The sequence below is a fragment of the Pseudomonas pohangensis genome (assembly GCF_900105995.1).
Classification (GTDB): Bacteria; Pseudomonadota; Gammaproteobacteria; order Pseudomonadales; family Pseudomonadaceae; genus Aquipseudomonas; species Aquipseudomonas pohangensis.
Window position 1 is genome coordinate 1,187,821 of the sequence record NZ_LT629785.1, and the last position, 13,642, is coordinate 1,201,462.

Below are 13,642 nucleotides of genomic sequence, written 5' to 3' on the forward strand. Positions count from 1 at the left end.
GAAACAGGTTTTGCCGGTCAGGGCGCTGCAGTAGCTGGAATAAAGAAGAAGGCCAGGCCGAATACCAGATAAGCGGCCAGCAATTGCACACCTTTGAGCCAGTCAGAGCGACCATCGCCGGCCACCTGCCCGGTGACTATCACCGATAGCAACACGGTCAGTGTCAGGCCTGCAGGAAAGGCCAGATCCATGGGTTGTGGTCCGATGAACAAACTGCCCAGCACCAGCACCGGTGCGACGAACAGCGCGACCTGGATACTGGAGTCGATGGAAATCGACAGTGCCAGATCCATGCGGTTCTTCAGCGCAGCGGTAATTGCCGTGGTGTGTTCGGCAGCGTTGCCGAGAATGGCTACGACAAAAACCCCGATAAACATATTGCTCAGGCCGAATGCCTTGGCACTCGGCTCGATGGCACCGACCAGAATTTCACTGATCCAGGCAATAAAACAGGTCGCTGCCGCCAGTACACCGAGGGCTTTGCCCATTGGCCAGAGATCGCTGGCGGCGCTGATATCCTCGCGCATGCCGGCGAACAGCGCCTTGTGCGTGACCAGCGAGTAATAGAGGAAAAGTGCGTAGGCCAGCAGCAGCACAATCGAGATGGCGTTGCTCAGGTGCTGTACCTTGCCGAGCAATTCGGGAATCTCCAGGGCTCGCTGCATGTAAACCGCTGGCAGCACCAGAGCGATGGCGGCCAGGGTGAGCAGGGTGGCTTCCGCACGGGCGCCGTTGGAGTTGAAATGCTGTTCCTTGAACTTCAGCCCGCCGCAGAGCATGGCCGCGCCGAGTACCAGCAGGATGTTGCCAATGATCGAGCCGGCCAGCGAAGCCTTGACCACGTCATGCAGGCCCGCGCGCAATGCGGCGATGGCGATGATCAACTCTGTGGCATTGCCGAAAGTGGCATTGAGCAAACCGCCGACGCCCTCGCCGGAGCGTTCGGCCAGTTGTTCGGTGGCCTGGCCCAGCCAACCGGCCAGAGGAATGATGGCCACGGCGGCGCTGATGAAGATCAGCAAATGCTGCTGCGCGGCCAGATACTCCAGCGCCAGGGTCAAGGGAACAAACAGCAGCAGCCAGTTGAGCATGATGGGCAACTCCCCGCGGATCTTTACCCAGCCATGATAGCGGACGCCGGCGCGCCAGGAAGCCGGTCAATGCTCACAGGCCCGGGCGGCTCGGCGGTTTTCCGGGGAGTCCGCCGCGACAAAGCGCGACGGCCGGGGCAAAGCTGCCCGGGCGCCGACACCGTGGTTCGCAAAATGCTTGCTTGCACAAAGCAACAGGCCCTGCACCAATCCGCGTGCAGGGCCGGTATATCTGGACGGGCAACTGGTCGCCCGTTGAGGTTTGCGCTTACGCCTGGCGCTGGGCCTGCTGGTATTCCAGTTCGGCCTTGTCGAAGTTGCGCAACATGACCGCCGAGGGGCCGTTGCCAGTGCGGCTGAACAGCAGGATGCCGAGAGTGGCGAGGATAAAGCCCGGAATGATCTCGTACAGGCCGGTCCAGCCGAAGAAGTTCTTCCACAGGATCACCGTCACGGCGCCAAGGACCATGCCGGCCAGTGCGCCGTTACGGGTCATGCCTTTCCACACCAGTGACAGGATCACCACCGGACCAAAGGCGGCACCGAAGCCGGCCCAGGCGTAGGACACCAGCCCGAGTACGCGGTTGTCCGGATTGGATGCGAGCCAGATAGCCACCAGCGCTACCAGCAGCACCATGCCGCGGCCGACCCAGACCAGCTCGGTCTGGCTGGCCGACTTGCGCAGGAAAGCTTTGTAGATATCCTCGGTCAGCGCGCTGGAGCAGACCAGCAACTGGCAGCTCAAAGTACTCATTACTGCCGCCAGAATGGCGGACAGCAACACCCCGGCAACCCACGGGTTGAACAGCACTTTGGCCAGTTCGATAAACACCCGTTCATGGTTCTCGTTGACCGCGCCGGCCACTTCGGGATGCGCCGAAAAGTAGGCGATGCCGAACAGGCCCACGGCTACCGCGCCGCCCAGACACAGGATCATCCAGGTCATGGAAATGCGTCGGGCACTGGCGATCGAGTTGACCGAATCCACCGCCATGAAACGGGCGAGGATGTGCGGCTGGCCGAAATAACCCAGGCCCCAGGCCATCAGCGAGATCACGCCGATAAAGCTGGCGCCTTTGAACATGTCGAGGTTGCCGGGGTTCACCGCCTCGATGGCGATGAAACTGCTGTCGACGCCGCCGGTGGCAATGATCACCACGATCGGCGTGAGGATCAGCGCAAAGATCATCAGCGAAGCCTGCACGGTATCGGTCCAGCTCACTGCCAGGAAACCGCCGATAAAGGTGTAGACAATGGTGGCTGCCGCGCCGGCCCACAGTGCCGTTTCGTAGGACATGCCGAAGGTGCTCTCGAACAGTCGCGCACCGGCGACGATGCCCGAGGCACAGTAGATGGTGAAGAACACCAGGATCACCAGGGCGGAGAAGATCCGCAGGATGCGGCTGTTGTCCTCGAAGCGCGAGGTGAAGTAGTCCGGCAGGGTCAGCGCGTTGCCGTTGTGCTCGGTCTGCACGCGCAGCCGCCCGGCGACAAACAGCCAGTTGAGGTAGGCGCCGGCGATCAGGCCGATACCGATCCAGCCTTCCGACAGGCCGGACATATACACGGCCCCCGGCAGGCCCATCAGCAACCAGCCGCTCATGTCCGAAGCGCCGGCCGAGAGTGCGGTGACAAAGCTGCCCAGACTGCGGCCGCCGAGAATGTAGTCGGAGAGGTTTTTCGTGCGCCAGTAAGCGATGAAACCGATCAGGAGCATGCTGCTGATGTAGATAACGAAGGTGACCAGTGTTGGAGTGCTGACAGTCATGGGTTTGTTGCCCTTTTTAGTGTTGTATTGGTGCAACGAAGCAGGGCTCGTTGCGTAGTTCAGCCTGTCTGCTCGCAGCACGCGGGCAACCGGCAAGGCTTCCGGCACAGGTGCGCCGGAAGCGGGATGCAACTCTGAGGCTTAAGCTTTGCTTTCGAGGGACAGCAGCGAGGCATTGCCGCCTACTGCGGTGGTGTTGACCGAGGTAGTGCGTTCATTGGCAAAGCGCAGCAGGTAACTGGGGCCACCAGCCTTGGGTCCGGTACCGGATAACCCGCAGCCGCCAAAGGGCTGAACGCCGACCACTGCACCGATCTGGTTGCGGTTGACGTAGAGGTTGCCGACCCGTGCCAGTTGTTCGATGCGCCGTGCGGTTTCCTCGTTGCGACTGTGCACGCCGAGTGTCAGGCCATAACCGGTGCCGTTGATGGCGGCCACCACTTGTTCCAGTTCGCTGGCAGCAAAGCGCACCAGGTGCAGCACCGGGCCGAACTGTTCCTTGTCCAGTTCGCTGATGGTGCTGATCTCGAACGCCACCGGCGCCACGTAGTGCCCGTTCAGGCCGGTTGGCAACGTTACCTCGGCCAGCAGCTTGCCCTGACTCTTGAGTTTGCTGATGTGCGCTTCGAGGCCGGCCCTGGCTTCGGCATCGATTACCGGGCCAAGGTCGCTTGAACGCAGATGCGCCGGACCAACCTTGAGTTCGGCCATCGCGCCCTTGAGCAGCTCGATGACGCGCCCGGCAATATCGTTCTGCACATACATGACGCGCAATGCCGAACAGCGCTGGCCGGCACTGGTGAAGGCTGACTGCACGGCATCCTTGATCACCTGTTCAGGCAGTGCCGTGGAGTCGACGATCATCGCGTTCTGCCCGCCGGTTTCGGCGATCAGCGTGGCAATCGGCCCGGCCTTTTCCGCCAGTTGCCGGTTGATGATGCGGGCGGTATCGGTCGAGCCGGTAAAGCACACGCCGGCTAGCCGCGCATCCCGGCAGAACACGCCACCCAGTACCGTGCCTTCGCCCGGCAGGAAGGCAATCACCTGCGGCGGCAAGCCGGCTTCGAACAGCAGCTGCAGGGTGCGCGCGGCGATCAGGCTGGTCTGTTCGGCCGGTTTGGCCAGCACACAGTTGCCGGCCAGCAAGGCCGCGCTGATCTGCCCCAGGTAAATGGCCAGCGGAAAATTCCACGGGCTGATGCAGGCAAAGATGCCGCGGCCTTCGTGGAACAGTTCGTTGCGCTCACCGGTCGGCCCCTGCAGCGTTTCATGGCCCAGACGCAGGCGCGCCTGCTGCGCGTAATAACGGCAGAAGTCCACCGCTTCGCGCACTTCATCGATGCCGTCCTGCAAGGTCTTGCCGGCTTCCAGGGTACAGAGGGCCATCAGCTCGGCGCGGTGCTGTTCCAGCAGGTCTGCCAGCCGCTCGAAAATCGCCGCGCGTTGTTCGACCGGCGTGGCATTCCAGCGTGGCCAGGCGGCGGCCAGAGCGTCCAGCGCCTCGGCAGTCTGGGCGGCGCTGGCGAATTCAGCTATGCCAACCTGCTTGTCCAGTTGGTAAGGGCAAAGCACGGTCTGCGGGCTGCCGCCAAGGGTCTTGCCGTTGATCACCGGCGCGGCATGCCACTGCCGGTTGAACTGTGCCTGATAGGCCTGCTGCAGCGCCTGCCATTGTGTCTGGATATTCATGTTCAGCCCTTGTGAATTGCGCCGTGCCGTGCCGAACAGCGCCGGCGGCAGGGGGATTTTGTGGTTGGCCAGGGTGGCGAACTGGCGCAGCTGGGTGACCGGATGATCGATCAGCGATTCCACCGGCACGCGCGGGTCGACCAGCTGGTGAACGAAGGAGGAGTTGGCGCCGTTTTCCAGCAGGCGCCGCACCAGGTAGGGCAGCAGATCCTTGTGGGCGCCGACCGGTGCATAGATGCGGACGCTTTTGCCGTGTTTTTCCAGCACGGTGTCGTAAAGCGCATCGCCCATACCGTGCAGGCGCTGGAATTCGAATTCGCGGGGTTGGCCCTCGGCGGCCAGGGTCAGGATGCAGCTGACGGTATGCGCATTGTGGCTGGCGAACTGCGGGTAGATTACCCCGCGGGTATGCTCGCTGAGCAGATAGCGGGCGCAGGCCAGGTAGGAGGCATCGGTGCCTTCCTTGCGGGTGAACACCGGGTAGTTGTCCAGCCCCTGCTGTTGCGAATACTTGATCTCGGTATCCCAGTAGGCTCCCTTGACCAGCCGCAGCGGCATGCGCGCACCGAGTTCCTTGCCGAGCAGGGTCAGCCACACCAGTACCGGCAGGCAGCGTTTGGAGTACGCCTGCAGGACCAGGCCGAACTCGCCCCAGCCGGCCAGCGCCGGGTCACGCAGGAGTTTTTCGTAGAGTTCCAGGGACAGTTCGAGGCGATCGGCCTCTTCGGCATCCACCGAAATGCCGACATTGAGCCGGCGCGCACGGATGGCCAGCTCCAGCACGTTGGCAAACAGCTCGGTAAGTACGCGTTCGCGCTGGGCAACTTCATAGCGCGGGTGCAGCGCCGACAGCTTGATCGAGATGGACGGCCTGGGCCCGGGGCCGCCCCGGGGTTCGGCACCCACGGTGTCGATTGCCGTGCGGTAGTCGGCCATGTACTTCTCGGCATCGGCCGCTGTGAGTGCCGCCTCGCCGAGCATGTCGAAGGAATAGCTGTAGCCTTTTTCGCGCTCCGGGCGGCCATTCTTCAGGGCTTCGCTGATCGTGCGACCGAGCACGAACTGCTTGCCCATCAGCTTCATGGCCTGATTCATCGCGGCGCGAATCACCGGTTCGCCGGAGCGCTTGAGCAGTTTGCCGAGGACTTTTTTCGGGCGGCCGTCGCGGGTTTGCGGATCAACCACCTTGCCGGTCATCACCAGCCCCCAGGCGGCAAAGTTGACCAGCACGCTGTCGCTCTGGCCCAGATGGCGCTCCCATTCGGCAGCGCTCATCTTGTCGCGGATCAGCGCATCGGCGGTGCTGCTGTCCGGTACCCGCAACAGGGCCTCGGCCAGGCACATGAGCATCAGTCCTTCCTCGGTATCGAGGCTGTACTGGCGCAGCAAGGCGTCGAGGGTATCGACGGCGTTGTCACGTTTGCGTACCTGTTCGATCAGGCTGCGGGCATTGCGGCTGATCAAGGCGATGCCGCTCTCGCCGGGGTCGGCAAGCTGCAGCAGTTCATTCAGGTAGCTCTCTTCATCGACGCAATAGTTGGCGCTGATGGCGGGGAAAAATCCGGCAGCGCTTTGTTGCAGGAAATCACCTGCCAGAACCTGGCTTGCTTTGAACATCACGCCAATCCTCACGGGAAAGTTGTTGTTAGAGGCCTGCGGCTGCAGTTGCAGGACAGGCGCTGGACGCGTGGCCACTCAGGGCGTTACGGACTCTAATGGCAGGTGGCTGCAGAATTCTTGCGAAAACCTCCGGAGTTTTTACAAAAGGCTCCAGCAATGCGCGCTTGCACTGAATGCGCTGGTGCGCCTGTGGCGCATGCTGGAATCCGGCAGGAAGAGCTGCCGTCCTAGTCTGCAATAACCTTGCGCAGACCTTTGGGGGTTATCCCGAGGTAGTGCCGCAATGCGGTGGTCAGTGCGCTCTGGCTGGAAAAGCCACAATCGTCGGCGATGCGTGCCAACGGCAGGTGGCTGCCGCGCAACAACTTGCTGGCATGCTCAAGGCGGGCCTTGAGCATGTACTGATAGGGTGTCAGGCCGACACTTTTCCTGAACTGTTCATGGAAGTGGCTGGGACTCAGGCAGGCCACATTGGCCAGTTCGGCGACACTGATGCGTCGGCCCAGATGGTCGCCGATGTAGGCATCCAGACGCGCCATGTTCAGCGGGCCGGCTGTGGCGCGCTGTGACTGTTCAAACAGCCGCAAGTGCAAGGCCCGCAGCAATACGCCGCCGAGGGCACGGGTCAGGTGTTGCTCGCTGCCGTAGCGCTGCAGTTCGGCACCGGCGTAGTTCAGCAGGTTCAGAAAATCGCTATCAAGGGTGGGGTAGCGCGGGCTTTCGAACAGCTCGAACAGCAGTGCCAGATCAGCTTCGGCCATGTCCTGTTCGTTGAGGTCGAGAATCAGCATGCGGTTGTCGCCAACGCCGGCGAACTGGTGTTCGGCATCGCCGGGTACCAGACAGGCACGCATCCGGCAGACTTCGCCGCCGTGGCCGTTGACCTCAAATGCAGCGCGCCCGCTCAGGGCCAGAATCAACTGGTGATAATGATGGGCATGCTCATGGGCTTGATCATCCAGGCGCAGCAGGCGGGCAGTCAGCATGGTCGGTCAACCGGCAGGGACACAACTGGAGTTTAACCAGTTGCAGCCGCTACTGACAGAAAGCGGACCGGTGGATAGTACAGACGCGCTGCAACACAACAGCTGTGCTGCAGCGCGTCTGTGCTGCTATGCGGCTTTAATCGTCATAGCCCAGATTCGGCGACAGCCAGCGTTCGCTCACACTGAGTTCCTGACCCTTGCGCGCGGTGTAACTCTCGACCTGATCCTTGTCCACCTTGCCGACGGCGAAGTACTGCGCCTGTGGGTGGGCGAAGTACCAGCCGCTGACCGCTGCAGCCGGGAACATGGCGTAGTGCTCGGTCAGGAACACCCCGCTGCGGCCGGCCTTGCCTTCCTCGGCCTGCGGGTCGAGCAGTTTGAACAGCGTGCTTTTCTCGGTGTGATCCGGGCAGGCCGGGTAGCCGGGAGCGGGGCGGATGCCTTTGTACTGTTCCTTGATCAGCTCATCGTTGCTCAGCTGTTCGTCGTTGGCATAGCCCCAGTAGTGCTTGCGCACCTGTTCATGCAGCCACTCGGCGCAGGCTTCGGCCAGGCGGTCGGCCAGTGCCTTGACCATGATCGAGTTGTAGTCGTCGCCGGCGTTCTGATACGCCTTGGCCACTTCCTCGGCGCCGATGCCGGCGGTGGTGATAAAGCCGCCGACATAGTCGGTCAGGCCACTGTCCTGCGGCGCGACAAAATCAGCCAGCGAGAAGTTCGGCTTGCCGTCGGTCTTGATCATCTGCTGACGCAGGTGATGCAGCCTGGCCAGTGGCTGGCCGGCATCGTCGTAGAGCTGGATGTCATCGTCCTGCACCTGGTTGGCCGGCCAGAAGCCGAACACCGCGCGGGCGCTGATCAGCTTCTCGTCGATCAGCTTGGTGAGCATTTCGCGGGCATCCTTGTACAGCGCGCTAGCCGCTTCACCGATCACTGCGTCGGTGAGGATGCGCGGGTACTTGCCGGCCAGATCCCAGGAGATGAAGAACGGCGTCCAGTCGATGTAGTCGACCAGCACGTTCAGGTCGATATCATCCAGCACGCGAGTGCCGGTAAAGGTTGGTACCGGCGGCTGGTAGCTGGACCAGTCGAACACCGGCTTGCTGGCAACGGCGGCAGCGTAGGGCAGACGCTCGGTGCGCGCGCTGCGGGCGGCGGTGCGTTCGCGCACCACGGCGTAGTCTTCCTGGGTCTTGCGCACAAACTCGGGCTTCAGCTCTTTCGACAGCAACTGGGTGGCCACGCCCACCGCACGCGAGGCGTCGGTGACGTAGATCACCGCGTCATTCTGATACCTGGGTTCAACCTTCACCGCCGTGTGGGCCTTCGAGGTGGTGGCGCCGCCAATCATCAGCGGCAGGTGGAAGTTCTGCCGCTGCATTTCGCGGGCGACATGCACCATCTCGTCCAGTGACGGGGTGATCAGGCCGGACAGGCCGATGATGTCGCACTTCTCGGCAATCGCCGTTTGCAGGATCTTCTCCGCCGGCACCATCACGCCCATGTCGACGATGTCGTAGCCGTTGCAACCGAGTACCACACCGACGATGTTCTTGCCGATGTCGTGCACGTCGCCTTTCACCGTAGCCATGAGGATCTTGCCCTTGGCTTCCGGCTTGTCGCCTTTCTCGGCTTCGATAAAGGGGATCAGGTGGGCCACCGCCTGTTTCATCACGCGGGCGGATTTGACCACCTGCGGCAGGAACATCTTGCCGCTGCCGAACAGGTCGCCGACCACGTTCATGCCGGCCATCAGCGGGCCTTCGATCACTTCAATCGGCCGCGCGCATTGCTGGCGGCACTCTTCGGTGTCCGCGACTATATGGCTGGTGATGCCCTTGACCAGCGCATGCTTGAGCCGCTCAAGTACATCCCAGCTGCGCCATTCTTCGGTTTCGACTTCCTTGACGCTGCCGTCACCGCGATAGTTGTCGGCAATTGCCAGTAGCGCCTCGGTAGCGCCGGCGCTGCGGTTGAGCACCACGTCCTCGACTATGTCGCGCAGCTCGCGGGGAATCTGGTCATAGATTTCCAGCTGGCCGGCGTTGACGATGCCCATGCTCAGGCCGTTCTGGATCGCGTAGTAGAGGAACACCGAGTGAATCGCTTCGCGCACCGGGTTGTTGCCGCGGAACGAGAAGGACACGTTGGACACGCCGCCGGAGGTCAGCGCGTGGGGCAGGTGGTCGCGGATGTAGGCGCAGGCTTCGATGAAGTCCACGGCGTAGTTGTTGTGCTCCTCGATGCCGGTGGCGATGGCGAAGATGTTCGGGTCGAAGATGATGTCTTCCGGCGGGAAGCCCACTTCATTGACCAGAATGTCGTAGCTGCGCTGGCAGATCTCGCGCTTGCGCGCGGCCGTATCCGCCTGGCCGGCTTCGTCGAAGGCCATCACCACCACGGCGGCGCCATAGCGCTTGCACAGCCTGGCCTGGTGCTTGAACTGCTCGACACCTTCCTTCATCGAGATCGAGTTGACGATGCCCTTGCCCTGGATGCACTTGAGGCCGGCTTCGATGACTTCCCATTTGGAGGAGTCGATCATGATCGGTACGCGCGAGATGTCCGGCTCGCCGGCAATCAGGTTGAGGAAGGTGACCATCGCCTTCTTCGAGTCGAGCATGCCCTCGTCCATGTTGATGTCGATGATCTGGGCGCCGGCTTCCACCTGCTGCAGGGCGACTTCCAGCGCCTCGGTGTAGTTGTTCTCGCGGATCAGCCGGGCAAACCTGGCCGAGCCGGTGATATTGGTGCGCTCGCCGACGTTCACAAACAACGAGCTGCGGTCGATGGTGAACGGCTCCAGACCGGACAGGCGACAGGCTTTGGGGATATCCGGCAGCGGGCGCGGCGGGTACTTGGCCACGGCTTCGGCAATTGCCTGGATATGTGCTGGCGTGGTGCCGCAGCAACCGCCGACGATATTCAGAAAACCGCTGGCAGCAAATTCCTCGACCACCACGGCCATTTCCGCCGGCGACTCGTCGTATTCTCCGAAGGCATTCGGCAGGCCGGCATTCGGGTGCGCGGAAACGTGGGTCTCGGCCTTGGTCGCCAGCTCTTCCAGATAGGGGCGTAGTTCCTTGGCGCCGAGGGCGCAGTTCAGGCCCACCGAGATCGGTTTGGCATGGCGTACCGAGTTCCAGAAGGCTTCGGTGGTCTGCCCGGACAGGGTGCGCCCGGAGGCGTCGGTGATGGTGCCGGAGATCATGATCGGCAGTTCGACGCCGTCTTCCTCGAATACCTGCTGCACGGCGAAGATCGCCGCCTTGGCATTCAGGGTATCGAAGATGGTCTCGATCAGGATCAGGTCGGAACCGCCCTCGATCAGGCCGCGGGTGGCCTCGGTGTAGTTCTCCACCAGTTCATCGAAGGTGACGTTGCGGTAGCCGGGGTTGTTGACGTCCGGTGACAGCGAGCAGGTGCGGCTGGTCGGGCCCAGTACGCCGGCGACGAAGCGCGGCCTGTCCGGGGTTTCCAGGGTCTTGGCGTCGGCCACACGGCGCGCCACGCGGGCGCCTTCCACGTTCAACTCATAGACCAGCGCCTGCATGCCGTAGTCGGCCTGGGATACCTGCGTGGCATTGAAGGTGTTGGTTTCCAGGATGTCGGCACCGGCATCCAGATAGGCCTTTTCGATGGCGGCGATGACGTCCGGGCGGCTGAGCAGCAGCAGGTCGTTGTTGCCCTTGACGTCACTCGGCCAGTCGGCAAAGCGCGCGCCACGGTAGTCCTCTTCCTCCAGCTTGTAGCTCTGGATCATGGTGCCCATGCCGCCGTCGAGGATCAGGATGCGCTCGCGCAGGGCATTGTGCAGTGCTTGCAGGCGGGTTTGACGATCGGACATGAGGGGCTACCTGTGCTACATGGAAACTGGGTCGGCGATGATAGCAAAGCTGAATGGCTTAATGGGGTGCCGAGGTTTTGCATGAATATCATTCATGTTGTGGCCGGTGGGGGGATTTGCGCTGTCGGCGCTTTGCGCTAATCGGCTACCATCGCTGCGTCGCAGTTGCCACTTTGCAGGACATTCCATGGTTTATCTCCGGGTTCTCACTCTTCTGTCTGCCGCCATCAGTGCTCCGCTGCTGGCAGCGCCGATTTCCTACAGTAAAGATGTGCAGCCGATTTTCGAACGCAACTGCATCGCCTGCCATGGTTGCTATGACGCACCCTGCCAGCTGAAGCTGACCAGCGGCCCGGGTGCCCTGCGTGGCGCCAGCAAAGAGCTGGTGTATGACGGCGGCCGCTTGAAAGCCGCTCAGCCAAACGAGCTGTTCTTTGATGCGCAGACCACCGAACAATGGCGCAACCGCGGGTTTTACTCGGTGCTCGATCAGGATGGCGAACAGGCAGCGTTGATGTCGCGCATGCTCGAACTGGGTCACCAGACCACGCTCACGCCGAATGCCCGCTTGCCGGATGATCTGGATATCAGCAGTTACCGGAAAAACCAGTGCCCCAAGCCTGACGAGTTCGCGGCCTTCAGCAAGAAGTATCCGGGCGTCGGCATGCCCTTTGCGGTGACCGGTCTGCCGGCAGCAGACTACAAAACCCTGCAGGACTGGCTGGCCCAGGGTGCGCCGGTCGACCAGCAGCCGATCGTCGCCAATGCCGTCGAGGCCGCGCAGATCGCCGACTGGGAAAACCTGCTGAATGCCCCGGGGCCGCAGCAGGCACTGGTCGGGCGCTGGCTGTACGAGCACCTGTTCATTGCCCACCTGTATTTCGAGGGTTCCGGCAGCGGGAACTTTTTCCAGGTGGTGCGTTCGCGCACGCCCAGCGGGCAGCCGGTGGATGTAATTGCCCGGCGTCGGCCCAATGATGACCCGGGTACGCAGTTCTTTTATCGCATCCGGCCGATCCAGGGTGTCATCGTGCGCAAGACGCACATCACCTATCCGCTGAGTGCCAGCAAGCTGGCGCGGGTCAAGCAGCTGTTCTTTAGCGGCGACTGGAGCGCAGACAGCGTGCCCGGTTATGGCGTGGGATCGCAGGCCAACCCGTTTGTCACCTTCAGCGCCATACCGGCGCGGGCGCGCTACCAGTTCATGCTGGATAACGCCGAGTATTTCGTGCGTACCTTCATTCGTGGCCCGGTGTGCCGTGGCCAGATCGCCACCGACGTGATTCGCGATCAGTTCTGGACGCTGTTCCAGGATCCGGAACATGACCTGTACATCACCAATGCCGAATACCGGACGCAGGTGGACCCGCTGCTGAAAATGCCGGGACTGGCTCCCGACCTGGCCAGTGCCATGCGTGACTGGCCGGCCTATCGGGATCGCCGTAATGACTATCAGGCCATCCGGCAAAGCGCCTATGAAGATGTGGCGCCGCCGGACTGGAGCACCATCTGGACCGGCAATGACAATGCCCTGCTGACCATTTTCCGCCACTACGACAGTGCCGAGGTACACAAGGGGCTGGCGGGCGCCGTGCCTCTCACCACCTGGCTGATGGACTTCCCGCTGCTGGAGCGCACCTACTATGCGCTGGTGGTGAATTTCGATGTGTATGGCAGTGCTGCCCATCAGGCGCAGACGCGGATGTATTTCGATCTGATTCGCAACGGTTCGGAAGTCAATATGCTGCGCTTGCTGCCGGCGGATTCGCGCCAGGACATTCTGGACAGCTGGTATGGCGGTGCCAGCGGCCGGCTCGCCCTGTGGATGGATTATCAGGATGTCGACACCGATAGCGATACCGCGCTGCAACTGCCACCAGGCGAGCCCTATCGGGCGTTTGCCAATGCCCTGCTGGCGCGCAACACGTCTCTCAATGTGACTCCGGACCCGATCAATCGCTGTACCGGTGATGCCTGCTTCAATCCGGCTGCGCCGCCTGCCTTGCAGGATGCCGAACAGGAGCTCAGCCGTCTCGCTGGGCGCCGCGCGGTGTCGCTGCCGGTAATTGACCAGCTGCCGGAAGTCACGCTTCTGCGGATCGAGACTCCCGATGGGGGGCGCGGCATCTATAGCCTGTTGCGCAATCGCGCGCACAGCAATGTGGCCTACATGCTGGGCGAATCGCTGCGTTATGAGCCGCTGAAGGACACACTGACCATCGCACCGGGAATACTCGGGAGTTATCCGAATTTCATGCTCAACATGAAGTCTTCAGAGGTAGCCGACTTCGTGGACGCCATGGAGCAGGTAACCGCGCCGGATACAATTGGCGGGCTGATTGACTCCATCGACCAGACCCAGTCCGAATCGGGCTTCAGGAAAATTGCCGAGCGCTGGGGCGTACGGCGCAGCAACCCGCAGTTCTGGTTCTATTTCAATGACCTGACGGCCTATCAGCGCGAAACCGCACCGCTCGAAGCCGGTGCGATGGATATGAGCCGTTTCGAGAACCTTTGATCGGACGCATTGGCCGGGCTTGAGCAAGCCCGGCGCTGGCGCGGGCTTTATTCCTACCAAAATACTAGGGCTTTATCGCGAGACAGCGCTGGCGTACAATTGCTGCAGGATTTCGAGGAGTTA

At 62.0% G+C, this 13,642-nt stretch carries 6 protein-coding genes; 1 reads left to right on the forward strand and 5 read right to left on the reverse strand.

Features of this window, described 5'->3' with window-relative positions:
• Window positions 1-17: 17 nt before the first annotated feature.
• From cax to metH, 5 genes are all read right to left on the reverse strand, one after another.
• Window positions 18-1,091, reverse strand: coding sequence for a calcium/proton exchanger (gene cax / locus BLT89_RS05600; RefSeq protein ID WP_090193500.1), 1,074 nt, complete (start codon window positions 1,089-1,091; stop codon window positions 18-20).
• Window positions 1,092-1,359: 268 nt separating this feature from the next.
• Window positions 1,360-2,859, reverse strand: a complete 1,500-nt coding sequence (gene putP / locus BLT89_RS05605) for a sodium/proline symporter PutP (RefSeq protein WP_090193501.1) — start codon at window positions 2,857-2,859, stop codon at window positions 1,360-1,362.
• Between the two features lie 141 nt (window positions 2,860-3,000).
• Complete coding sequence (putA, locus tag BLT89_RS05610) at window positions 3,001-6,165, reverse strand: bifunctional proline dehydrogenase/L-glutamate gamma-semialdehyde dehydrogenase PutA (RefSeq protein ID WP_090193502.1); 3,165 nt, start codon at window positions 6,163-6,165, stop codon at window positions 3,001-3,003.
• 230 nt (window positions 6,166-6,395) lie between these two features.
• Window positions 6,396-7,154, reverse strand: coding sequence for an AraC family transcriptional regulator (locus BLT89_RS05615; RefSeq protein WP_090193503.1), 759 nt, complete (start codon window positions 7,152-7,154; stop codon window positions 6,396-6,398).
• Window positions 7,155-7,290: 136 nt separating this feature from the next.
• On the reverse strand, window positions 7,291-11,001 hold the full coding sequence (gene metH, locus BLT89_RS05620) for a methionine synthase (protein WP_090193504.1): 3,711 nt from the start codon (window positions 10,999-11,001) through the stop codon (window positions 7,291-7,293).
• A gap of 187 nt (window positions 11,002-11,188) precedes the next feature.
• Between metH and BLT89_RS05625 the strand changes: the two genes are divergently transcribed.
• Entirely contained in the window at window positions 11,189-13,519 is a 2,331-nt protein-coding gene (locus BLT89_RS05625; protein WP_090193505.1) for a fatty acid cis/trans isomerase, read from the forward strand.
• Window positions 13,520-13,642 lie beyond the last annotated feature (123 nt).